24 protein-coding genes and 1 rRNA gene are annotated in these 22,576 nt (G+C 69.8%); 9 read left to right on the top strand and 16 right to left on the bottom strand.

Annotated features, from left to right (window positions below; all coding sequences use genetic code 11):
• A 5S ribosomal RNA gene (gene rrf, locus ACP4J0_RS30095) occupies positions 1-74 on the top strand; the annotation flags it as partial.
• An 83-nt stretch (positions 75-157) separates the two neighbouring features.
• Here rrf and ACP4J0_RS30090 read toward each other — a convergent pair.
• On the bottom strand, positions 158-829 hold the full coding sequence (locus ACP4J0_RS30090; protein WP_426601875.1) for a response regulator: 672 nt from the start codon (positions 827-829) through the stop codon (positions 158-160).
• Positions 826-2,088, bottom strand: a complete 1,263-nt coding sequence (locus tag ACP4J0_RS30085) for a sensor histidine kinase (RefSeq protein WP_426601874.1) — start codon at positions 2,086-2,088, stop codon at positions 826-828. Before ACP4J0_RS30085 ends, ACP4J0_RS30090 begins: the two co-directional genes overlap by 4 nt.
• Positions 2,089-2,182: 94 nt before the next feature.
• On the opposite strand from ACP4J0_RS30085, the gene ACP4J0_RS30080 reads away from it, so the two are divergent.
• Positions 2,183-2,743, top strand: a complete 561-nt coding sequence (locus tag ACP4J0_RS30080; protein WP_426601873.1) for a GNAT family N-acetyltransferase — start codon at positions 2,183-2,185, stop codon at positions 2,741-2,743.
• A gap of 25 nt (positions 2,744-2,768) precedes the next feature.
• Here the strand turns inward: ACP4J0_RS30080 and ACP4J0_RS30075 are convergent, their stop codons facing one another.
• The 8 genes from ACP4J0_RS30075 to ACP4J0_RS30040 all read right to left on the bottom strand — a co-directional run bounded on the left by ACP4J0_RS30075 (position 2,769) and on the right by ACP4J0_RS30040 (position 11,482).
• Positions 2,769-4,379, bottom strand: coding sequence for a type IV secretory system conjugative DNA transfer family protein (locus ACP4J0_RS30075; protein WP_426601872.1), 1,611 nt, complete (start codon positions 4,377-4,379; stop codon positions 2,769-2,771).
• A gap of 23 nt (positions 4,380-4,402) precedes the next feature.
• Positions 4,403-5,815: an ATP-binding protein gene (locus ACP4J0_RS30070; protein ID WP_426601871.1), complete on the bottom strand. Its 1,413-nt coding sequence runs from the start codon at positions 5,813-5,815 to the stop codon at positions 4,403-4,405.
• 12 nt (positions 5,816-5,827) lie between these two features.
• The gene (locus tag ACP4J0_RS30065; RefSeq protein WP_426601870.1) at positions 5,828-7,387 is read right to left on the bottom strand and encodes an SCO6880 family protein; all 1,560 of its coding nucleotides are present in this window, start codon (positions 7,385-7,387) and stop codon (positions 5,828-5,830) included.
• Positions 7,384-8,730 carry a hypothetical protein gene (locus ACP4J0_RS30060; RefSeq protein ID WP_426601869.1) on the bottom strand — a complete coding sequence of 449 codons (1,347 nt, stop codon included), beginning with the start codon at positions 8,728-8,730 and terminating at the stop codon, positions 7,384-7,386. The genes ACP4J0_RS30065 and ACP4J0_RS30060 overlap by 4 nt, the downstream gene beginning before the upstream one ends.
• A complete protein-coding gene (locus ACP4J0_RS30055; RefSeq protein WP_426601868.1) occupies positions 8,720-9,532 on the bottom strand; it encodes a hypothetical protein in 813 nt (270 codons plus the stop codon). Before ACP4J0_RS30055 ends, ACP4J0_RS30060 begins: the two co-directional genes overlap by 11 nt.
• A gap of 167 nt (positions 9,533-9,699) precedes the next feature.
• Complete coding sequence (locus ACP4J0_RS30050; RefSeq protein WP_398136057.1) at positions 9,700-10,008, bottom strand: hypothetical protein; 309 nt, start codon at positions 10,006-10,008, stop codon at positions 9,700-9,702.
• Positions 10,009-10,226: 218 nt separating this feature from the next.
• Positions 10,227-10,625, bottom strand: coding sequence for a DUF397 domain-containing protein (locus ACP4J0_RS30045; protein WP_426601867.1), 399 nt, complete (start codon positions 10,623-10,625; stop codon positions 10,227-10,229).
• An 11-nt stretch (positions 10,626-10,636) separates the two neighbouring features.
• On the bottom strand, positions 10,637-11,482 hold the full coding sequence (locus ACP4J0_RS30040) for a helix-turn-helix domain-containing protein (protein ID WP_426601866.1): 846 nt from the start codon (positions 11,480-11,482) through the stop codon (positions 10,637-10,639).
• Between the two features lie 198 nt (positions 11,483-11,680).
• Here ACP4J0_RS30040 and ACP4J0_RS30035 point away from each other — a divergent pair, with 198 nt between their 5' ends.
• The 3 genes from ACP4J0_RS30035 (at position 11,681) to ACP4J0_RS30025 (ending at position 14,214) form a co-directional block, all read left to right on the top strand.
• Positions 11,681-12,109, top strand: a complete 429-nt coding sequence (locus ACP4J0_RS30035) for an ATP-binding protein (protein ID WP_426601865.1) — start codon at positions 11,681-11,683, stop codon at positions 12,107-12,109.
• Between the two features lie 138 nt (positions 12,110-12,247).
• Complete coding sequence (locus ACP4J0_RS30030) at positions 12,248-13,267, top strand: NlpC/P60 family protein (protein ID WP_426601864.1); 1,020 nt, start codon at positions 12,248-12,250, stop codon at positions 13,265-13,267.
• A 236-nt stretch (positions 13,268-13,503) separates the two neighbouring features.
• Complete coding sequence (locus tag ACP4J0_RS30025; RefSeq protein WP_426601863.1) at positions 13,504-14,214, top strand: phosphatase PAP2 family protein; 711 nt, start codon at positions 13,504-13,506, stop codon at positions 14,212-14,214.
• 146 nt (positions 14,215-14,360) lie between these two features.
• Here the strand turns inward: ACP4J0_RS30025 and ACP4J0_RS30020 are convergent, their stop codons facing one another.
• On the bottom strand, positions 14,361-14,531 hold the full coding sequence (locus tag ACP4J0_RS30020; protein ID WP_426525452.1) for a hypothetical protein: 171 nt from the start codon (positions 14,529-14,531) through the stop codon (positions 14,361-14,363).
• A gap of 87 nt (positions 14,532-14,618) precedes the next feature.
• Between ACP4J0_RS30020 and ACP4J0_RS30015 the strand changes: the two genes are divergently transcribed.
• Both ACP4J0_RS30015 and ACP4J0_RS30010 read left to right on the top strand, forming a co-directional pair.
• On the top strand, positions 14,619-15,611 hold the full coding sequence (locus ACP4J0_RS30015; protein WP_426601862.1) for a hypothetical protein: 993 nt from the start codon (positions 14,619-14,621) through the stop codon (positions 15,609-15,611).
• 77 nt (positions 15,612-15,688) lie between these two features.
• Positions 15,689-15,853, top strand: a complete 165-nt coding sequence (locus tag ACP4J0_RS30010) for a hypothetical protein (protein ID WP_426525480.1) — start codon at positions 15,689-15,691, stop codon at positions 15,851-15,853.
• Between the two features lie 94 nt (positions 15,854-15,947).
• Here ACP4J0_RS30010 and ACP4J0_RS30005 read toward each other — a convergent pair whose 3' ends face one another.
• On the bottom strand, positions 15,948-16,328 hold the full coding sequence (locus ACP4J0_RS30005; protein WP_426601861.1) for a metal-sensitive transcriptional regulator: 381 nt from the start codon (positions 16,326-16,328) through the stop codon (positions 15,948-15,950).
• 247 nt (positions 16,329-16,575) lie between these two features.
• Between ACP4J0_RS30005 and ACP4J0_RS30000 the strand changes: the two genes are divergently transcribed.
• Positions 16,576-17,196 carry a DUF47 domain-containing protein gene (locus tag ACP4J0_RS30000; RefSeq protein WP_003974832.1) on the top strand — a complete coding sequence of 207 codons (621 nt, stop codon included), beginning with the start codon at positions 16,576-16,578 and terminating at the stop codon, positions 17,194-17,196.
• Between the two features lie 7 nt (positions 17,197-17,203).
• Complete coding sequence (gene pitH, locus ACP4J0_RS29995) at positions 17,204-18,202, top strand: low-affinity phosphate transporter PitH (protein WP_426601860.1); 999 nt, start codon at positions 17,204-17,206, stop codon at positions 18,200-18,202.
• Positions 18,203-18,328: 126 nt separating this feature from the next.
• Here the strand turns inward: pitH and pstB are convergent, their stop codons facing one another.
• From pstB to pstS, 4 genes are all read right to left on the bottom strand, one after another.
• Positions 18,329-19,105 (bottom strand): phosphate ABC transporter ATP-binding protein PstB, encoded by a 777-nt coding sequence (pstB, locus tag ACP4J0_RS29990; protein ID WP_055417635.1) that lies wholly within the window; start codon positions 19,103-19,105, stop codon positions 18,329-18,331.
• A gap of 84 nt (positions 19,106-19,189) precedes the next feature.
• Positions 19,190-20,245, bottom strand: a complete 1,056-nt coding sequence (gene pstA / locus ACP4J0_RS29985; protein ID WP_426601859.1) for a phosphate ABC transporter permease PstA — start codon at positions 20,243-20,245, stop codon at positions 19,190-19,192.
• The gene (pstC, locus tag ACP4J0_RS29980) at positions 20,242-21,255 is read right to left on the bottom strand and encodes a phosphate ABC transporter permease subunit PstC (protein WP_426601858.1); all 1,014 of its coding nucleotides are present in this window, start codon (positions 21,253-21,255) and stop codon (positions 20,242-20,244) included. Before pstC ends, pstA begins: the two co-directional genes overlap by 4 nt.
• 130 nt (positions 21,256-21,385) lie before the next feature.
• Positions 21,386-22,513 (bottom strand): phosphate ABC transporter substrate-binding protein PstS, encoded by a 1,128-nt coding sequence (gene pstS / locus ACP4J0_RS29975; RefSeq protein WP_426601857.1) that lies wholly within the window; start codon positions 22,511-22,513, stop codon positions 21,386-21,388.
• Positions 22,514-22,576: the final 63 nt, after the last annotated feature.

Below are 22,576 nucleotides of genomic sequence, written 5' to 3'. Positions count from 1 at the left end.
ACCCGGAAGCTAAGCCTTACAGCGCCGATGGTACTGCAGGGGGGACCCTGTGGGAGAGTAGGACGCCGCCGAACAATTATTGCGAGGAAACCCCGCACCGGGAACGGTGCGGGGTTTTCTGCGTTCACGGCCCTTTTCGTTCGGGGCCTCTTTTTCCTCAGGACGGCTTCACCAGTTTCGTGTCGTACGCCAGGATCACCGCCTGGACCCGGTCCCGTGAGCCGGTCTTGGCCAGGATGCGGCCCACGTGGGTCTTGACCGTCGACTCGGCGAGGTGGAAGCGCTCCGCTATCTCCGTGTTGGTCCAGCCCTGGCCCATGACCCTGAGGATCTCGCTCTCGCGCTCGGTGAGGGAGGCCAGGCGGGGATCGGGGGAGTCGTCCTGTGCCGTTGTGGCGGCGGCCGGCAGATGGTGGACGTACGTGTCGAGCAGGCGGCGGGTCAGGCTCGGGGCCACCACCGCGTCGCCACTGGCCACCGCACGGATGCCGGACAGCAGTTCCTCCGGCTGGGCGTCCTTGACGAGGAAACCGGAGGCTCCGGCGCGCAGGCCGGCGTAGGCGTACTCGTCGAGGTCGAAGGTCGTGAGGATGAGGACGCGCGTGCGGCCGCCGCCCGCGACGACGCGGCGGGTCGCCTCGATGCCGTCGAGGCCGGGCATGCGGACGTCCATGAGGACGACGTCGGGGTGGAGCTCTGCCGTCATACGGGCGGCTTCCGCGCCGTTCGCCGCCTCGCCCACGACCGTCATGTCGTCCTGGCTCTCCAGGAGCATCCGGAAGCCGAAGCGCTGAAGCGGCTGGTCGTCGGCGATGAGGACGGTGGTCACTGCGGGGGTTCCTCCGGTAGGTGCAGGTGGACGCGCCAGCCCCGCTCCGGGCCTGGGCGTGGGCCGGCCTCAAGTGTGCCGCCGTACAGGGAAGTTCGCTCGCGCATTCCGGGCAGGCCGCGGCCGTCGGAGAGGGCGGGGGCCGGGCCGCCGCGGCCGGTGTCGGTGACGGTGAGGGTGACGGCGCCGCCGGACTCGTAGGAGAGGCCGATGTGGGCGGTGGCGTCCGGCCCGGCGTGTTTGAGGGTGTTGGTGAGGGCTTCCTGGATGACGCGGTAGACCGTGAGCTGGCGGCCCTCCGGGAGCGTGGGGCGGCCCTTGACGGTCGTACGGACGGGGAGGCCGGCCCTGCGGACGCCGTCGAGGAGGCGTTCGAGGTCGGTGAGGGCGGGCTGCGGGGCCAGTTCGGCCGGCTGGATGCCGTCCTGTTCGTCGTCGCGCAGGACGTCGAGCAGGCGGCGCAGTTCGCTCAGGGCCTGGCGGCTGGTGGTGGCGATGGCGTCCAGGGCCTGGGCGGCGCGTTCGGGGGACTTGGCGGCGGCGTAGCGGCCGCCGTCGGCGAGACCGGTGATGACGGAGAGGTTGTGGCCGATGATGTCGTGCATCTCGCGCGCTATGCGGGCGCGTTCGGCGGCGGCGGCGAGCCGGAGCTGCTGGTCGCGTTCGGTCTCCAGGCGGCGGGCGCGGTCCTCCAGGGCCCCGGTGTAGTCGCGTCGGCTGCGGACGGTGATCCCGATGAGGGCGGCCACGCCGATGGAGAGGAGCTGCGAGCCGAGCTGCTGGTTCCAGGAGCCCGCGCTGTCCCCGTACCGGGCGACCGCGACACAGGTCGGGGCGGTCACCAGCGCCACCGCCCACCACAGGTTGCGCAGCGGCAGGCGCAGGGCGATGTGGTGGACGAGGAGCAGCTGCAGCAGTGCCGCTTGCAGGGCGGCGCCCGACCAGGCGTTCAACAGGGCCGCGGGCAGCGTGACGAGGAGGGCGGCGTGCGGGTGGCTGCGACGCCAGAGGAGGGGGACGGAGAGGCCGAGGCTGAGGGCAACGACGAGGCCGGCGGGTACGTCCGGGTCGTGGGCGACGTTGCGCCAGCCGCCGGAGGCGTCGACCAGGGCGGCCAGGACCCAGAAACCGGTGAGGTGCAGGTCCCAGACGAGTGGACGACGGCGGTCGAAGGCGCGTGCGCGGCGGCTGACGCGCTGCACGTACTCGGTCAGGGGTTCCGCCGCTCGCTCTCCGGCGACGGGCTTCACGGGCTCCATCCGACCATGGTCGTGGCCGCGGGCGCGGAGGGCGTCCGTCCGGAGGCCGTATATCGGGTGAGGGGCGTAGTACCCGGGTATTACGGTGGCCCGCATGAGTGCCTCCGCCCCCGGTGACTACGTGATCCGCTCCATACGTGCCGACGAGTGGCCGGCGGTGAAGGAGCTGCGGCTGCGGGCGCTGCGGGACCCGGTCGCGCACCTCGCGTTCCTGGAGACGTACGACGACGCCGTGGCCCGGCCGGACTCCTACTGGCGGGAGCGGGCGGCGAAGGCCGCCGACGGCGCTTCCGAGGCGCAGCAGATCGTCGCGGAGGGGCCGGGCGGCCGGTGGCTCGGCACGCTGACCGTGATCGTGGAGGAGGCCGGGACGACGGACTGGGCCGGGTTCCCCGTGGAGCGGCGGCAGGGGCACGTGGTCGGGGTGTTCGTACGGCCCGAGTGGCGGGGGAGCGGGCTGACGAAGGCGCTGTTCGCCGCCGGGCTGGAGTGGGCGTGGGCGAGCGGCCTGGAGCGGGTGCGGCTCTTCGTGCACGCGGAGAACGGGCGGGCGCAGGGTGCGTACCGGAAGGCGGGGTTCGCGCCGAGCGGGCGGACGGTGACGCTGGAGGGCGGGGCCGGGGGCTGCGAGCTGGAGTTCGTGGTCGAGCGGTGACGTGGGCCCCCTGCGGCTGCTGTCGTCACACCGGCAGTTCGTCGTGGGGCCAGCGGGCCCGGCCCTGTTCGCGGGAGCGGAGCAGGGCCAGGGTGGGCATGCCCCGGTCCGCGCCGGTGGCCAGCAGCTCCGGGAGCTGGGGGAGCGGGGCCACGGCGGCGACGTCGTCCAGGACGAGCGTGAGTGGTGGGTCGAGGCGACCGGAGGATGACCGTTCGGCCATGCGCCGGCCGCGCTCGACCACGCTTGAGACGAGCGCCGTCAGCAGCGGCATCGCGCCCGGGCTCGTGCGGGGGTCTTCGATGGATTCACCCACCACGTAAAGGGTTCCCTGTTCGTGGATGAAGGAATCCAAGGCGAGGGCATCAGTTCGGTTGGGAGTGCATGCCTCGCGGATGTTGACCGTCGAGAGGACGGCCAGGGCCCGGGTGGTCAGCTGCTGGGCCATGTCCCGGCGTTCGGGGTGGGCGGTGAGGGCCCCTTCGAGTTCGCCCGCCGCGCCGGGGGCGGCTTTGGGGTTCGTACGGAGGATGCGTACGGCGTCCTGGATCTGGAGGCCCTGGGACCAGCGGTGGACGTGGCGGACGGTGCGGCCGTCGACGGCGGCGGCGTGGAGGTAGCTGCGCAGGAGCAGTTCGGCGGTGTCGCCGACCGCCTGGTCGAGCCGGGCGGTGGGGCGGACCGGCGTGAGGAGGGCGGCGGCTCTGCTCACGGCCGTCTGCCTGTCCTCGCAGCCCACGGTGGGGGACCAGTGGAGGCGGGCCGGGGTGTCGCAGAGGTGGTTCGGGTCGTAGAGGTGGCAGGGGCCGAGTTTCGCGCGGGCGTCCTTGGTGTCCGACCAGAGCGCCGGGTTCGAGGTGATGACGAGGGCGGGGCCTTCCGCGTCGCGCAGGGCCTGGCTCGCGGTCGACCGGCGGGTGCCGGGTGTGCCGTAGTGCACGGCGCCTTCGGGGCGGTGCGTTTCCCAGCGGTGCGCTTCCCAGCCGTGCGTGTGCCTGCCGTCGCCGTCGGCCGCAGGGGTCAGGAGCTTGTCCTCCGGTGGCGTCTCCGGTCGGGGTGCCCTCTGGGTCGGCACCTCGTGGGCGTGCGCCGGGGCCGGTTGCCGCTCCAGGAACGGTTGCGGCTCCGGTTCGGGGGCCGGGACCGGAGCCGGGATCTCGGTCGGAGGCGAGGCCGGGGTCGAGGCCGGAGTCGGGGTCGGAGTCGGAGTCGGGGTCGGGGTCGGTTCCTGATTCCGTATGTCCGCCGCCGGTTCCGCCGCTCGCCGCCGCTGCCGTACCGCCCGCCACCGGGCCACCGTGCCCATCACGAAAACGGCCAGCACCACCAGCACCATGACCTGGCCGATGAACAGCCCCCAGAACAGCCCGTACCCGGAGAGTGCCGTCTCGGGGGTGTCCGGCCAGGCGCCGGGGAGGTCGTGGGGTTCGGAGACCAGGTGGCGCATGGCCAGGGGCGTGCCGGTGAAGGTGACGCCGGAGGGCCAGGAGCCGTGGACGAACAGGGCGGAGAGGCCGGTCGCCGTCCACACCAGCAGGGTCATGCCGAGGAGGAAGGCGAGGATGCCGATCAGCAGGCCGTCGGGGATGCCGCCCTGCTGGTCCGGCCGCCGGCCGCGGTGGTCGTCCGGTCTCATGCCTTCGGTCCCTCCCGGTCTTCCTACGCCACCGTCGATTCGGACGTCTCGCCGATGTGCTGTTCCACGAAGGCCGCCGCCCGTTCCTCCGCCTCCAGTTCGGCGGCGCGCAGGGCGTCGTCGTTGAAGTCGGCCGAGGACTCGGTCATCGCGCGGTCGGTGAAGACCAGGGGGCGTTCGGTCTCGGTGATCAGGTGTTTGACCACCTGGACGTTGCCGTTGACGTCCCACACCGCGATGCCGGGGGTGAGGGTGGGGATGATCTCCACCGCCCAGCGTGGCAGGCCCAGGACGCGTCCCGTGGCCCGCGCCTCGTCGGCCTTCTGGGCGTAGATGGTCCGGGTGGAGGCCATTTTGAGGATGGCCGCGGCTTCTCTGGCCGCCGCTCCGTCGACGACGTCCGACAGGTGGTGCACCACCGCCACGAAGGACAGGCCCAGCCGGCGCCCGAACTTCAGCAGCCGCTGGAACAGCTGCGCCACGAACGGGCTGTTGATGATGTGCCAGGCCTCCTCGACCAGGAAGATGCGCTTCTTCCGGTCGGGGCGGATCCAGGTGTGTTCCAGCCACACGCCGACGATGGCCATGAGGATCGGCATGGCGATGGAGTTGCGGTCGATGTGGGACAGGTCGAAGACGATGAGGGGGGCGTCGAGGTCGATGCCGACCGTCGTCGGGCCGTCGAACATGCCGCGCAGGTCGCCGTCGACGAGGCGGTCGAGGACCAGTGCCACGTCCAGGCCCCACGCCCGTACGTCGTCTATGGCGACGTTCATCGCCTCCGCGGACTCCGGCTCGGGGTGGCGGAGCTGCTCGACGATGTCGGTGAGGACCGGCTGGCGCTGCACGATGGTCTCGTTGACGTAGGCGTGCGCGACCTTGAGGGCGAAGCCGGAGCGCTCGTCCAGCCCGTGCCCCATCGCGACCTCGATGATGGTGCGGAGCAGGGCCAGCTGGCCGGTCGTCGTGATCGCCGGGTCCAGGGGGTTGAGCCGGATGCCGTGGTCCAGGGCGGCCATCGGGTCCAGCCGGATGGGCGTTATGCCCAGCTCCTCGGCGATGAGGTTCCACTCGCCGACGCCGTCCTCGCCCTGGGCGTCCAGGACGACGACCTGGCGGTCCTTGAAGCGGAGCTGGCGCAGGACGTACGTCTTCTCCAGCGCCGACTTGCCGTTGCCGGACTCGCCGAGCACCAGCCAGTGCGGGGCGGGGAGCTGCTGGCCGTAGAGCTGGAAGGGGTCGTAGATGTAGCCCTTGCCGGAGTAGACCTCGCGGCCGATGATCACACCGGAGTCGCCGAGGCCGGGTGCGGCGGTCGGCAGGTAGACGGCCTGCGCCTGGCCCGTGGAGGTACGGACCGGGAGGCGGGTCGTCTCCACCTTCCCGAAGAGGAAGGACGTGAAGGCGTCGGTGAGGACGGACAGCGGGTCCCGCATCAGGCTCAGCCCCTACCTTCGGATGCCGGTGGCGAACGGAAGCGTGTTCACGAAGGCGCGATGGTGCTCACGGTCGCACCACTCCAGTTTCAGATACGACTTTCCTGCCGAGGCTCGTATCGTCCGCTTGTCGCGGGCCAGTGCCTCGGGGGAGCGGGAGGAGACCGTGATGTAGCCGACCAGGTTGACGCCGGCGGCGCCGCTGGCGAGGTCCTCGCCCCGCTGGTCCAGCCGGCCGTGGGCGGCGACGTCGCGGGGGTCGACGGTCCGGTTCATCTTGGCGGCGCGGGAGGCCTCGGCGTCGTCGTTCGTCTTCTCGGTCAGCATGCGTTCGATGGCGACCTCGGTGGGTTCGAGGTCCATCGTCACGGCGACCGTCCGGATCACGTCCGGGGTGTGGACGAGGAGCGGCGCGAGGAAGTTCACGCCGACCGGGGTCATCGGCCACTCCTTCACCCAGGCGGTCGCGTGGCACCAGGGCGCGCGGGTGGAGGACTCCCGGGTCTTGGCCTGGAGGAACGTCGGCTCCATGGCGTCCAGTTCGGCCGGCCAGGCGTTGCGCTTGGTCATCGCCTGGATGTGGTCGATGGGGTGGTCCGGGTCGTACATCGCGTGGATGAGCGAGGCGAGCCGGCCCTGGCCCAGCGGCTGGCGCACCCGGATGTCGGCCTCCTGGAGACGCGAGCAGATGTCCGTCAGCTCGCGCGCCATCACGACCGCCAGTCCGGCGTCGCGGTCCAGCTTGCGCCCGTTCTGCGGGCGGGCGGCGCGGGCCATGGCGTTGGCCTCGGCCGCCAGCTCGCGGGTGTAGTGCATGCAGGCGATGAGGTAGGCGCGGTGCTGCTCGCTGCTGGTGGACACCATCGACTGGAGCTGGTCGTACGACTGCTGCAGCCACCCCGGTGACTTGTCGTCGCCGCGCTGGGCGACGTCCTTGGCGTGCGCGTCGGGGTCGGCCGGGAGGGTGCGGGCGAGCATCTGGATGCGGGTGACGAAGCCGTCGCCGTTGGCCACGTGCTTGAGCAGGGTGCCGAAGCGGTCGACGAGGGCTTCCTGGTCCTCGGAGTCGCGCAGGCCGACGCCGGGCCCCTCGATCTCGATCGCGGCGGTGACGGTCTTGCGGTCGGCGTGCAGCAGTACGGCGATCTCGTCCGGCCCGAAGGGCGCCGCCAGCCAGCTGATGCGGCCGATGCCGGGCGGCGGGCCGATCTCGACCTCCCGCCCGTCGATCCTGGTGCCGGCCTCGATGGCGCCGGAACGGTAGGTGGTGCCGCGGCGGAGCGTCCGCTTGTAGCTGCGGTTGATCTCGAACCACTTGTAGAACGTCCGGTGCTTGTACGGCACGTAGACGGCGGCCAGCGCGAGCATCGGGAAGCCGACGAGCAGCACGATGCGCAGGGTCAGGACGGGGACGAGGAGCCCGCACATCATGCCGAGGAACGCGCCGACGACGATCAGCGCGATCTCACCGGTCTCGCGGTTGCGGCCGACGATCGCGTTCGGCCGGGCGCGGCCGATCAGATACGTACGGCGGGGCGTGACCGGATGGGACACGTGGGACTCGGTCGTCAACGCCCGTCACCTCCTGTGCTCTTCTTAAGGCTGTTACGGGTGTTGCCGGCGTGCGGCGTGTTCACCGGGCTGCCGGAGCGCGGTGCGGGCGCGGCGGAGGGGACACTTCCGCCGCTGCCGTTCGAGGGGCGCGTGCTGTGCGCGGCGACTCCGCCGGAGGCGGGGTTCGAGGGGCGCGGCGCGGAGGAGGAGGTGGACTGGCCGCCTCCGCCGTTGCCGTTGTGGCGGGTGCTGTGGGTCCTGATGCCCTGGGCGACCAGGTTCGCCGGGGAGCTGATGACGGCCGCGGCCTTGCCCTCGGCGCCCTGCATGATGCGGTTGTTGCGGCTGTTCGCGATCTCGTCGCCGAAGCCGGGGACGAAGCGGTAGATCATCGCGGAGGCGAAGATCGCGAGCAGGATGATCGCGAGGCCGGAGACGATGGCGGCGACGGAGTCGGGTCCCTCCTCCGTGGTCAGCGCGCCCGCGAGGCCCAGCACGATGACGATCACCGGCTTGACCATGATCACGGCGATCATGATGCCCGCCCAGCGGCGGACGTGCCCCCACAGGTTCTTGTCGACCAGTCCGGCGTAGACGACGACACCGAGCAGCGCGCCGACGTAGAGGAGGACGGCCCTCAGGTAGAGCTCCAGGTAGAGGACACCCGCGGCGATGATCGACACGAACGACACCAGGATCAGCATGATGGGGCCGCCGCCGATGTCGTCGCCCTGCTCAAGCGCCTTGGAGAACGTGCCGAAGAAGGTGTCCGTCTGGTCCCCGGTGCCCTTGGCCAGGACATCGGTCACGGCGTCGGTCGCGGACACGACCGTGTACAGGATCAGCGGCGTGAAGGCCGAGGCCAGGACGGTCAGCCAGAGGAACCCGACGGCCTCGGAGAGCGCGGTGGTGAAAGGGACGCCGCGCATGGCGCGCTTGGCGACCGCCAGCAGCCAGAGGACGAGGGTGAGGATCGCCGACGCCCCGAAGACGATGGCGTACTGCTTGAGGAACGTTCCGTTCGTGAAGTCGACCTCGGCGGTGTTCTTCACGGCGTCACTGAGGGTGTCGACGGTCCACGCGGCGGCGTCGGCGAAGCCCTTGGCGAGGGAGGAGAGGGGGTCGACGGTGGTGCTGGGGTCGTAGTCCTGGCTGCCGGCACCTCCGGTGGAGCCGCCGCCGCCTTCGCCTCGTTCGCAGTACTCCTTGGCTGGACCGACGATGAGGTCGCAGTTGTCATCCGACGGGGTCGGCGACGGCGTGGGTGCGGCAACGGCGCGGGTCGCCAGTAGCACCACCGTGGCCTGTACGACGGTCAGGGCAGCGGCGGCCTTGAGTACGCGGCGCGGGCTAGCGGGCATACGTGAAGCCTCCGTACTCCTGGACGGCCTTGGACATCTCGTCGGCGCTGGAGGCCTTGTTGTCTCCCGGGACTGGCGCGGGGCCGTCCTTCTGGGAGAAGCTCTCGACCTTCCAGTCGTTGTCCACCCAGCGCAGTTGCAGGGTCATGGTGAACCAGTCGCTGCTGACCGGATCGGTGGTCTTCTCACCCGCTGTGCCGAACACACCTGTGCACCAGACGTCCACGGTCGTGGCGGTGGCGGAGTACTTAGCGATCTTGGACCCGATCGGCATGGTGCGTGAGACGTAGGTGTTGCCGCCCACCGGGTTGCCGTTCTCGTCCAGGCCGATGTTCTTCAGGAATTCCTTGCTGTACGCCTTGTCGAACTTGTCCCGCAGACCGGCCTGCTTGTCGGCCACAAAAACCTGCTGGACGATCTCGGCTCGCCGGGCCGGCTTGAGGATGTCGGCCGAGACGAGAGTCACCGCATAGTTCGCCGCCGCGCTCTGCGCCCCCTGCTCGTCGTGGGCGAAGCCCGACTGCACCGGCTGCGTTCCGGAAGGCGCCGTCGCCGACGTCTTCGGTTTGTCCTCGGCCGCCTCGTCCGCGGATGAGGAATCGTCTCCTCCACGGTTCGCGAAGGCGATCGCGGCGATGAGGAGGACGACGACGCCGACCACGGTGACCAGGCTGCGCGACGACGAGCGGCCGCTGCGCCGGGGGCCGCCGTAGCCGTCGCCGCCCCCGTCGGGCAGCCGGGTCCGTGTCTGGCCGGTGCCGCCGTAACCGCCGGAGGACTGGTGATCGTCTCCGAGACTCATGCCGCGTTCGCCCCCTCGACGTCGTGTCTGCCGTAGAAGTACGACGGTAGCCGTGCTGGTCCCCGCGCGGACGCGGTGTGGTGACTCGACATCAGAGAAACGCAACCTCAGCCGGTTGGCACGACGGGCGGGTGGGATGGGGGAGAAAAGGGGAAGCGTGTGTCGGGCTACACGGCCATCCCGTACACGATGGTGAAGAGCGTGCCGAGCGAGCCGATGATGAACACGCCCGTCAGGCCCGCGATGATGAGGCCCTTGCCCTGCTCCGCGCTGAAGGTGTCGCGGAGCGCGGTGGCACCGATGCGCTGCTTGGCGGCACCCCAGATCGCGATGCCGAGGCAGAGCAGGATGGCGACGGCCATCACCACCTCGATCATGATCTTGGCCTCGGTGCCCAGGCTGCCGAAGGGGCCCCAGTCCGGAGCGATCCCCCCGATGATGGTGTTGATGTCTCCCTCGTCGGCCGCAAAGAGCATGTAAGTCACCGCCCCTGTTGGGTAGTTCCGCGCCCTCTGCGGACGTGCAGAGGTCAGGCATCATTGTCGCTGACGATGACGCCGTCGTATGTCGACTTGGCGTCATTGATTGGCGGGTTTCGTGCGAATAGCTTGCCACCGGCCCGCGCCAGGCCCTAACGGAGTGGCGCGAACCGGTATGTAAAGAGTCGTATGGTCACTCTGTGTATCACGTTCCGTTACGCCGGGCAACGACGTTGAAGTGCAACCTGTTGTCCGATTGCGTCGTTGAGCCCTTCCGCGAAGTGGTCGAACTCGCCCGCCCGTACGCCCAGGGCGAAGGCCTCCCACTTCTGACGATCCGTCGTAACGACGGTCCCGGGGGCGTGGGTGTCGTGGATGCGTACGGGGGCGCCGCCGTCATCCTCCTGAGTGAAGGAGACCCGGATGGCCGTCGGCCGGGTGTTCGACTTCACTGCGGTGAGCAGGGCGCCGAAGGCGGCGGGGGTGGCGGTGAGTATGGAGCCGGTGGGGTCGCTGCTCTCGGTGAGATGGACGGCGCCGGCGCCGGCGCTGACGTGGAGGCAGGAGTCGCCCTCGCCGCAGTAGGACGACTTCTGCCAGGTGCTCTCGCTCATGTGCGTTCCCTTCACAGGCCTTGGGCGATGTGGTGGATGAGGTCGCGTGACTCCGCCGGGGGCAGCGCTTTCGCCTCGGTTCTGTCCAGCAGGACGCGGTATTTGGCCAGCTGTGCGTCGGCGTCGAGGAAGATGGGTCCGTGGGACTGATCGAGATGGACTGTGTCCAACTGCTGCACGGGCCCGGTCGAGTAGAAGATCGATTGCCCTGATCCCGGGAAGCCCCCGGCCGCGAAGGGGATCACTCTGATCGTCACGTGGTCCCGCTCGCTCATGTCGAGGAGATGGCTCAGCTGTGCCCGCACGACCGCCCGGCCTCCGAACTGCATCCGCAGGGCAGCCTCGTGGACCAGGGCGAGGTAAGGGGTCGGAGGATCGCGGAAGAGCACGGCCTGGCGCTTGATGCGGAACGAGACGCGGTGCTCGATGTCCGGGGGCGAGAGGTCGGGCACGACCTGGCGAAACGTCTCGCGAGCGTGGTCCGTGGTCTGGAGCAGGCCGGGCATGTGCACCGTGATGGCCGTGCGCAGGCTGACCGCGTGGTGTTCGACCTCGGCCAGATCGAGCAGTGAGGTCGGCAGGATCTCCCTGTACTCCTCCCACCAGCCGCGCTTGCGCTCAGTGGTCATGCTGCTGAGCGCGTCGATGAGAGCCCGGTCCGAGCAGTCGTAGTGGCAGGCAAGGGTGTGGATGCGTTCGGCGCTCACGCCCATGCGGCCGGCCTCGGTGTTGCTGATCTGGTTCTGCTTCACACCGAGCAGTTGACTCGCCTGGGTGGAGGTCAGTCCCGCACGCTCACGGAGTTTTCGCAGCTCCGTCCCGAGTCGGAGCTGACGTCCCGTCGGGTTGGTTCTCACGGGATTGCCGCCTCCTTGGCGCTTACGGTCACCCACACGAGTGGAAGCTAAGTCCGATACCGACTTTTGGATAAAGGCTTATCGGCTCGCCGCTACCTTACAAGTGGCGCCCCGCCCAGAAGCGCACCGATCGACGGATCGGCATGCCACTGGGCATTCCAAGCACGCTCCAACTACCGGCACTGAACGGAGACTTCCATGGCCACCGTAAACCCGTCCTGGGGCTACACCCTCCACCTCCCGCACGATCCACGCGCACCGGGGATCGCCCGCACGACCCTCCGCGCCACCCTGGCCGCGCACGGTCTCGCGGAGCTGACGCCCACCGCCGAACTGCTGGCCGCCGAGCTGCTCGCCAACGCCCACCTGCACACCGCCGGCCCCTACTCCCTCCGCATCCTGTCGCGGGAGCCGGGGCGGTTGCGGGTCGGCGTGTGGGACAGCGACTGGAGGGTGCCGCCGGGCTTCCGCGACGGGGAACCCGGCGCCGTGGCGCCGGAGGACGCCGAGAGCGGCCGGGGTCTGCATCTGGTGCGGGCCTGCGCGGACGCCGTGGGCGTGTCGGTGCTGCGCGAGCTCGGCGCCTCGAAGGGCGGCAAGCTGCTGTGGGCGGAGTGCCGGCGGTGACCGGGGCGGCGGTACCAACGGCACTCGAGGCGGGCACTGTTCGACGGGGCCCGGTGGGGCGCAAACGCGCCATTCGCTGAGGGGCAGGGCCCGAAAGGGGGGCGACATGGCCGGAAAGTGTTATTGAACGGCCCGAACATGGGGGAGGGTTGGGCCATGCGGAAGTTGTGGGTCGGGGCGGGTGCCGGGGCCGCCCTCGGGATGGGCTTCGTGATGCTGCTCGTCGTGGGCGTCTACGTCACCGCCGGGAACCTCTCCGGCGGCAGCGGCGGCGGGTCGAAGAAGCTCGCCAAGGGGTCGGTGCCCGCGGCGTACCAGTTGCTCGTGCAGAAGTGGGGCAATCACTGTCCCGCCATCAGTCCCGCGCTGCTCGCCTCCCAGCTCTACCAGGAGAGCCGCTTCAACCCGAAGGCGCAGAGCCATGCGGCGGCGCAGGGCATAGCGCAGTTCATCCCCGGGACGTGGGCCACCCACGGGATCGACGGGGACGGTGACGGCGACCGGGACGTGTGGGACCCGGCGGACGCCATCCCGTCGGCGGCGTCGTACGACTGCTCCCTCGCGTCGTACGTGAAGGACGTGCCCGGGAACCCGACCGAGAACATGCTGGCCGCCTACAACGCGGGGCCCTACGCGGTGATCAAGTACCAGGGTGTGCCGCCGTACGAGGAGACGCAGAACTACGTCAGGACGATCACGACGCTCGCGAAGAGCTTCGCCGCGCCCACCACCCGGGTCGACCCCTCCGAGCAGGCCGCCGGGGCCATCGCCTACGCACAGAAGAAGCTCGGCACGCCCTACCTGTGGGGCGGGAACGGCACGGCCGACCAGGGTGGGCGGTTCGACTGCTCCGGGCTGACCAAGGCGGCGTACGAGAGCGTGGGGATCAAGCTGCCTCGGGTCGCGAACGACCAGTACAACGCGGGGCCGCACCCGGGCAGGGACGAGTTGCTCCCCGGCGACCTGGTGTTCTTCTCGGACGACCTCACCAACTCCCGGGCCATCCGGCATGTGGGGATGTACGTGGGAGGCGGATACATGATCAACGCGCCGAGGCCGGGTGCTGTGATCCGGTTCGACCCGATCGACACCCCCGACTACTTCGGGGCCACCCGGGTGACCGAAGATGGCGCGAAAGCGCTGCCCGCCAAGGTGTGAATGCCATGGTTTGGACGCAGCGTGAACCCATGCCCTGAGCTGCGACGACGTGTTTCTCTTCGATAACGTCTGCGTGATCATTCGGTGGAGTGTGGAACGTATCAACGGGGGTCGTGCGTTCCTGTTCACGTGTAGGTGTGCGGACCGTTCGGTTCCGGCGGATCTACGACCACGGGGGTGGCAGAAGAGGCGTGCGCTCGGCGCGCCGGAGGAAATGACGAAGGGGCCGCAGCACCATGGCTGGACTCGCCGAATCCGGGTCGAACCCCGACGTCGAGCTGCTCTACGACATCAACGGCCTGGCCAAGGACGCACCGCACTGGTTCGACCGGGTCATGGAGTTCGTGGGTGAGTACGGACTGCTGTTCGCGATCGTGCTGCTGGTGCTGTGGTGCTGGTGGTCCGGGCGGCGGCGGGACGGGGAGGACGCGGCCTCGAACGTGGCGGCACTGGTGTGGGCGCCGCTCGCGGCCGGCGTCGCCGTGCTGGTCAACGTGCCGATACGGGGATTCGTCGAGCGGCCACGGCCGTTCAAGACCCATGACGGGCTGGAAGTGCTCGTCGCGGGGAAGGACGACTTCTCCTTCGTGAGCGACCACGCGACGCTCTGCATGGCCCTGGCCGTCGCCCTGTTCGTCGCCAACCGGAAGTTCGGGCTCGCCGCGATCGTGCTGGCGGTGTTCGGCGGTTTCATCCGTGTCTACATGGGCGTCCACTACCCGACGGACGTCATCGGCGGCTTCGCCCTCGGTACGGCCGTCGCGCTGCTGCTGTCGCCGGTCGCCATGGCGCTGCTCGTGCCGGTGACGCGGGCCGTGGAGCGGTCGCCGCGGGCCGGGTGGCTGATCAGCGCGCGGGGGCGGGGCGACGCCGCCGGGCGGAGCGCCGTGATCCCGGGGGCTCGCCAGGGGAGTACCGGAGCGGAGGAGCGGGACCTCGCCGCGTGAGGCCGCTGGGGAGGATGCCCGAAGCGCCTTCGGGTACGTGAGGACGCAGGTGAGGACGCGGTCCGGGTCGTCCCGGCGCTCGAGAAGCGCCGGGGGCCGGGCCGCGTCTTCGTCGTTCAGCGGGGTGCCGCCGGCCTGATCCGGGGTCAGGCCTGTGCGTGCGTCCGGGCGTCGGTGCGGGCCTGGCTCCTGGCCCTGCGGGCCGGACCCCGCCAGCCGCAGGTGCAGCGGGCCAGGCAGAAGGGGCCCTGTTCGACCGTCGTCGTGAGGTGTTCCGGGACATCCTGAGGAGCTTCGAGACCTTCCTGCTGCGCCACGTCCACAACGTTACCGGCGTCACCTGCCCCTCGTTAACCGGGACGGCAGGGGGACCGGAACGGGCGTGACGGCTGGAGTAGGTGGCGATGGACCGATGGGAGAGGAAGCGGCGCAGTAGGAGTGTCGGCGGGGGCCTCGTCCTCGCCGGGGGCGTGGTCTGTGTGTGCCTGACCGGGGGCGCGTGTTCCGGGCTGGGAGCCGCCGTGCAGGGGGCGGGCGGAGGCCAGGAGGCGGGTGACGGCGATCCGGTCGCCGTACTGCACCGGGCCGCCGGCCGGCTGGTGGCCGCCGGCAGTGCCAGGACGCGTACCGCGATGGAGATGGCCAGCGGCGGGACGCGGGTGACCATCCGCGGCGAGGGTGTGTACGACTTCGGCGGGCGGCTCGGGCGGCTGAAGGTACGGCTGCCGCAGGACCCCGCGGGGGTGAGCGAGCACCGGCCGATCACCGAGCTGCTCGCACCGGGCGCCCTGTTCATGAAGAACCGCGGGGCCGGCGTGCCCGACGACAAGTGGGTGCGGGTGGACACCGCCTCGCTGTCCGACGGCAACCTGGTCACCGGCGGGGCGACGGACCCGCTCGCCGCCGCCGAGGTGCTGCTGGGGACGCGGACGGCGACGTACATGGGGCGGACCGAGCTCGCGGGGACCGCGGTGCGGCACTACCGGGGCACCGCCGACCTCGCCCGGGCGGCCCGGGACGCCTCGGACGACAACCGCAAGGCGCTGGCCGCGGCGGCCGAGGGGTTCGCCACCGCCGAGGTGCCGTTCGACGTCTACCTCGACGACGAGGGCCGCATCCGCAAGGTCCGGCACCGCTTCAGCTTCGCCAACGGGCGGGACGAGGGCACCGTGGCCGTCACCTCGACGACGCTGCTCTACGATTTCGGCGCCGCCGTCCGCGTACGGCTGCCCGAGGAGCAGGACATCTACGCCGGCAAGATCGCGGCGGAGCCGGGGGAAGGGCCGGCGGACGGGCCGGGGGAGGGTTCGGCCGCCGGGCAGGGGGAGGGCTCGGCGGAGGCGTCCGGCGCGGGGGCGGGCGCGGGAGCGGGAGCGGTGGCGGGCGGCAAGGACTAGCCCTTCCGTGCCATGCGCGGTGTGTAGGCCGCTCCCTACTCTAGGAAGCCGGTGACGGCAGAGACGAGGTGACGCGCGTGGCTCCGGTCGGTGGTACGGCGGTTCAGGACCACGTGGCCCTCGCCGAGATCGAGCTGTGCGGCGAGCTGATCATCGCGGCGTCGGCCGCCCGGGAGCGGCTGAGCCTGGAGAGCATCGACGAGGTGCTGCGGGTCGCCGAGGAGCGCGGGACCGGCCAGTAACGGCACGTGCCCGGCCGGTAAGGGCGTGTGCCTGGCCGGTAAGGGCGTGTGCCTGGCCGGTAAGGCCGACCGGCAGCGGATCCGGCGGTGCCGGTCACGTGCGCAGCAGCCGGCCGATCGCCTTCGTCGCCTCCTCCACCTTCGCGTCGATCCCGGCGCCCCCCTTGACGGCCGCGTCGGCGACGCAGTGGCGCAGGTGCTCCTCCAGCAGCTGCAGGGCGAAGGACTGCAACGCCTTCGTGGAGGCGGACACCTGCGTGAGTATGTCGATGCAGTACACGTCCTCGTCGACCATCCGCTGCAGGCCGCGGATCTGGCCCTCGATGCGGCGCAGGCGCTTGAGGTGCTCGTCCTTCTGCTTGTGGTACCCGTGCACACCGCGGTCGTGATCGGTCACCGGGTCCGTCCCGTCCGTCGTCGGCACCGCGTCCACGGCGGGGGAGGGCGCACCTGCGCCGGCCTCGGTGGTCGTCATCGCGTCCTCCTGTTGTCTGGGCAGCGTGTGCGGAGCCGGGGCAGTCGCGTCAGATAGCGGACATATACCCCTGGCGGGTATATCGTAACGAACTTCGCGGGGTAGAGGGCCCTTACCAGACCCTGGCGTCGCCCCCCTGCTCATCACTCTGCCTGATGGGCGACACTGGAGGACGGCCCGTTAGCAGTGGCCGGATGATGCGCCTAGCATCAGCCTGACCGAAACCGATGCACCCCGAGGACCCCACGTGCGCTTTCGTCTGACCCCCAGGGAGACGAGCTTCTACGACATGTTCGCCGCTTCCGCGGACAACATCGTCACGGGCTCCAAGCTCCTGATGGAACTGCTCGGGGCGGACGCATCCGCCCGGGCCGAGATCGCAGAGCGTATGCGGGCCGCCGAACACGCAGGTGACGACGCCACGCACGCGATCTTCCACCAGTTGAACTCCTCGTTCATCACGCCCTTCGACCGCGAGGACATCTACAACCTCGCATCCTCCCTCGACGACATCATGGACTTCATGGAGGAGGCCGTCGACCTGGTCGTCCTCTACAACGTCGAGGAACTGCCCAAGGGCGTCGAGCAGCAGATCGAGGTGCTGGCACGGGCCGCCGAGCTGACCGCCGAGGCCATGCCCAACCTGCGCACGATGGACAACCTCACCGAGTACTGGATCGAGGTCAACCGGCTGGAGAACCAGGCCGACCAGATCCACCGGAAGCTGCTCGCCCACCTCTTCAACGGCAAGTACGAGGCCATCGAGGTGCTGAAGCTGAAGCAGATCGTGGACGTCCTGGAAGAGGCGGCCGACGCCTTCGAGCACGTGGCGAACACGGTGGAGACCATCGCGGTCAAGGAGTCCTGACCCCTTCATGGACACCTTTGCTCTGGTCGTGACCATCGGGGTCGCGCTCTTCTTCACGTACACCAACGGTTTCCACGACTCGGCGAACGCGATCGCGACGTCCGTGTCGACGCGTGCGCTGACGCCCCGGGCGGCGCTCGCCATGGCCGCGGTCATGAACCTCGCCGGCGCGTTCATGGGTTCCGGGGTCGCCAAGACCGTCAGCGAGGGGGTGATCGAGACCCCCGAGGGCTCGAAGGGGATGGGCATCCTCTTCGCCGCGCTCGTGGGCGCGATCGTCTGGAACCTCATCACCTGGTACTTCGGACTCCCCTCGTCCTCCTCGCACGCGCTGTTCGGCGGCATGGTCGGGGCGGCCCTCGCCGGGAGCACGACCGTGTACTGGCACGGGGTCGTCGACAAGATCGTCATCCCGATGTTCGTGTCGCCGGTGATCGGCCTGCTCGCCGGGTACCTGGTGATGACCGGGATCATGTGGATCTTCCGGCGGTCCAATCCGCACAAGGCCAAGCGGGGCTTCCGGATCGCGCAGACGGTGTCGGCGGCGGGCATGGCGCTCGGCCACGGTCTGCAGGACGCGCAGAAGACGATGGGCATCGTGGTGATGGCGCTGGTCATCGCCGACGTCGAGGACTACGGCGACCCCATTCCGGTGTGGGTGAAGGTCGCCTGCGCGCTGATGCTGTCCGCGGGGACGTACGCGGGTGGCTGGCGGATCATGCGGACCCTGGGCCGGAAGATCATCGAGCTGGACCCGCCGCAGGGGTTCGCCGCGGAGACGACCGGCGCGTCGATCATGTTCGGGTCGGCGTTCCTGTTCCACGCGCCGATCTCGACGACGCACGTCATCACGTCCTCGATCATGGGCGTGGGCGCGACGAAGCGGGTGAACGCCGTGCGGTGGGGCGTCGCCCGGAACATCATCGTGGGGTGGTTCATCACGATGCCGGCCGCCGCGGTGGTGGCCGCGTGTTCGTTCTGGATCGTGAACCTGGCGTTCCTGTAGGCGTCGCCCGGCGTCCTGGCCGGGAGCCGCGCAGCTGAGAGGGCCCGCCCCCGGAATCCGGGGGCGGGCCCTTGTGCTCCTCGCGGTGGCACCGCCATGCAGCACCGCGAGGGGATCGGGTTCGGGCTATCCGAAGCGGCCCGAGATGTAGTCCTCCGTGGCCTGGACCGACGGGTTGGAGAAGATGCGCTCCGTCTCGTCGATCTCGATCAGCTTGCCGGGCTGTCCGACGGCCGCCAGGTTGAAGAACGCCGTACGGTCCGAGACGCGCGCCGCCTGCTGCATGTTGTGCGTCACGATGACGATCGTGAAGCGCTCCTTCAGCTCGCCGATCAGGTCCTCGATGGCGAGGGTGGAGATCGGGTCCAGGGCGGAGCAGGGCTCGTCCATGAGCAGGACGTTCGGCTCGACCGCGATGGCGCGGGCGATGCACAGGCGCTGCTGCTGACCGCCGGAGAGGCCGGAGCCCGGCTTGTTCAGGCGGTCCTTCACCTCGTTCCAGAGGTTCGCGCCGCGCAGGGACTTCTCGACGACGTCGTCCAGCTCCGACTTCTTGAACTTGCCGTTGAGCTTCAGGCCGGCGGCGACGTTGTCGTAAACCGACATGGTCGGGAACGGGTTCGGCCGCTGGAAGACCATGCCGACCTCGCGGCGCACGGCCACCGGGTCGATGCCGGCGCCGTAGAGGTTCTCGTCGTCGAGCATGACCTTGCCCTCGACGCGGCCGCCGGGCGTGACCTCGTGCATGCGGTTGAGCGTGCGCAGGAACGTGGACTTGCCGCAGCCGGACGGGCCGATGAAGGCCGTCACCGAGCGGGGCTCCACCGTCATCGAGATGTCCTCGATGGCGAGGAAGGAGCTGTAGTAGGCGTTGAGGCCGCTGACATCTATGCGCTTGGCCATGGGAATCACTGCTTCTTTCGGGTCGCTGACTGTCTTCGCCTTGGCCGCGTCAGCGGCCGGCCGTGCGGCTGAGCCGCATAGATGTCACTTCGGGGCCTTCCAGCGGGCGATGCCGCGGGCCACCAGGTTGAGGACCATGATGAACGCGATGAGCGTCAGGGCCGCAGCCCACGCACGGTCGTACGCCGCGCCGGCGCCGCCGCTGTTGGAGTACTGCAGATAGATGTACATCGGCAGTGACTCCTGCGCGTCCTGGAACGGGTTCGCGTTGATGAAGTCCGTGCCCCAGACCAGCAGCAGCACGGGGGCCGTCTCGCCGGTGATGCGGGCGATGGCCAGCATGACGCCGGTGGTGATGCCGCCGATCGACGTCGGCAGGACCACCTTCAGGATCGTGCGCCACTTCGGCACGCCGAGCGCCAGGGACGCCTCGCGCAGCTCGTTCGGGACGAGCTTGAGCATCTCCTCGGTGGAGCGGACGACCACCGGGATCATCAGGATCGACAGGGCCAGCGAACCGGCGAAGCCGGACGGGCCCATGTCCAGCATCAGGATCCACGTACTGAGGATGAACAGACCCGCGACGATCGACGGGATGCCCGTCATGACGTCGACGAAGAAGGTGACGGCCTTGGCGAGCTTGCCGCGCCCGTACTCGACCAGGTAGATCGCGGTCAGCACACCGACCGGCACGGAGATCACCGTGGCGATGCCGACCTGCTCCAGGGTGCCGAGGATGGCGTGGTAGATGCCGCCGCCCACCTCGGCGTCGGCGACCACGCCCATCGAGTGGGTGAGGAAGTAGCCGTCGAGGACCTTCACGCCGCGCTTGACGGTCGCCCAGACCAGGGAGGCCAGCGGGACCACGGCCACGATGAACGCGACCCACACCATGCTGGTCGCCACGCGGTCCTTGGCCTGCCGTCCGCCCTCGACGCGCGCCGAGATGACGTACGTGCCGAGGACGAAGAGGACGGCGGCCATCAGGGCCCACTGGATGCTGCTGTCCAGCCCGGCCGCGGTGCTGATGCCCAGCCCGGCGGCGATCGAGCCGGCGGCGACCGCCCAGAGGAACCACTTGGGCAGCGTGGCGCCGCGCAGGGAGCTGCCGTTCCTGGGGGTAAGGGTTGCGTTGCTCATGCGTTGGCCCCCGAGTACTCCTTGCGGCGGGCGATGATCATCCGGGCCGCGCCGTTGACCAGCAGGGTGATGACGAAGAGGACGAGACCGGAGGCGATCAGCGCGTCACGGCCCATCTCGCTCGCCTCGTTGAACTTGCTGGCGATGTTCTGGGCGAAGGTGCCGCCGCCCGTGTCGAGCAGGCTGAGGTTGATCTCGAAGCTGGAGGAGAGCACCATCGCCACGGCCATCGTCTCGCCGAGCGCGCGGCCGAGGCCGAGCATCGAGGCGGAGATGACGCCGGAGCGGCCGAAGGGCAGCACCGACATGCGGATGACCTCCCAGCGCGTGGCGCCGAGGGCCAGGGCGGCTTCCTCGTGCATGCGCGGGACCTGCCGGAAGACCTCACGGCTGACGTTGGTGATGATCGGCAGGATCATGATCGCGAGCAGGATGCCCACGGTGAACAGCGAGCGCGGCGCGCCGTCGTTCCACTCGAAGACGCCGGTCCAGCCGAGGTAGTCGTCCAGCCAGCCGAAGAGCCCCTCCATGTGCGGCACGAGGACGAGCGCGCCCCACAGGCCGTAGACGATCGAGGGCACGGCGGCGAGCAGGTCGATCACGTACCCGATCAGGCCGCCCAGCTTGCGCGGCGCGTAGTGCGTGATGAACAGGGCGATGCCGACCGCGATCGGGACCGCGACGGCCATGGCGATGACCGACGACACGACGGTGCCGAAGGCCAGGACCGCGATGCCGAACTCCGGCGGCATGCCGGTCGGGTTCCACTCGAAGGTGGTGAAGAAGTTGGCCTCGTTCTCGCTGATGGCGATCGAGGCGCGGTAGGTGAGGAAGGCCGCGATGGCGGCCATGATGACCAGCACGAGGATGCCGGAACCGCGGGAGAGCCCGAGGAAGATCCGGTCGCCGGGGCGGGTCGCGCCGCGTGCGGCGCGCTTGGCCTCGGCCTCGGAGGGCTGCTGCGGTACGGGTGCTGGTGCGGGCTTGTGGGGATCAGTGGTTATGTCCATCGGGTTCTCCGGTCTGCGGAGCCGTCCTGCGTGGCGGCTCGGGCGGAGCCGCCCCGTCTCGGGGGCTCCTGGCGGCGGTGCACCGGACGGTGCGGTCCGGCCCCCGCGTGGAGGCCGGACCGCACTCGGGTCAGCTCAGGCCCGTGATGGTGTCGCGGACCTTGGTGATGATCTCGGTCGGCATCGGGGCGTAGCCGGCGTCCTTCAGCAGGCCCTGGCCGTCCTCCGAGGCGATGTAGTTCAGGAAGGACTTGGTGGCGGGCAGGCTCTCGGCCTTGTTGCCCTTGTCGCAGACGATCTCGTAGGTGACGAGGACCAGCGGGTAGGCACCGTCGGCGCTCGGCGTGTAGTCCAGCTCCAGCGCGAGGTCCTTGCCGGTGCCGACGACCTTGGCCGCGCCGATGGCGGCGGTGGCGTTGTCGACGGTGGCCTTGACCGGCTCGGCGGCCTCGGTCTTGATGTCGACGGTCTTCACGCCGTCCTTGGCGTACGACAGCTCGAAGTACGAGATGGCGCCGGAGGTCTGCTTCACCTGCTGGGCGAGGCCCGAGGAGCCCTGTGCGGACTGGCCGCCCTTGGCCTCCCAGGACTTGCCGCCCTCGTACTTCCAGTCCTGGGGCGCGGCGGCCTTCAGGTACTTGGTGAAGTTGTCCGTGGTGCCGGACTCGTCCGAGCGGTGGAAGGCCTGGATCTTGAGGTCGGGCAGCTTGGCCTCGGGGTTGAGCTTGGCGATCGCCTCGTCGTTCCAGTTGGTGATCTTGCTGTCGAAGATCTTGGCGAGCGTCGCGGCGTCCAGGACGAGCGTGTCGACGCCGGGGACGTTGAAGCCCACGGCGATCGGGCCGCCGACCATCGGCAGGTCGATGGCCTGGCCGTCCTTGCAGACTTCCTTGGACTTCGCGATCTCGTCGGGCTTCAGCGCCGAGTCCGAGCCGGCGAAGGCGGTCTGGCCCTGGAGGAACGCGGTGATGCCCGCGCCGGAACCGGTCGGGTTGTAGTTGAGCTGTACGTCCTTGCAGGCCGCGACGTACTGCTTGACCCAGGCGTCGATCGCGTTCTTCTGCGCGGACGAGCCGGAGGCCTGGAGCTGGCCCTTGGCGTCCTCGCACTTGATGTTGCTGTTGGCGGCGGCGCTGGCGTCACCGCCGCTGCTGTTGCCACCGGTGTCGTCGGAGCCGCACGCCGTGAGGGCCAGGGCGCCGGAGACGGCGAGAGCACCGAGAGCGAGGGCCCGCCGGTTCATGCGCTGAAGCTTCACTGAGGGAGTTCCTTCCAGGAGCCGCCGTCCTGAATCCGGCGGCGTGCGAGGAGTGGCGTTGAA

Origin of the sequence: Streptomyces sp. WG7, assembly GCF_049975785.1 — a bacterium.
Lineage (GTDB): Bacteria > Actinomycetota > Actinomycetes > Streptomycetales > Streptomycetaceae > Streptomyces.
The sequence above is the reverse complement of the archived record's forward strand: the minus strand, read 5'-3'. Positions and strand labels throughout refer to the sequence as shown.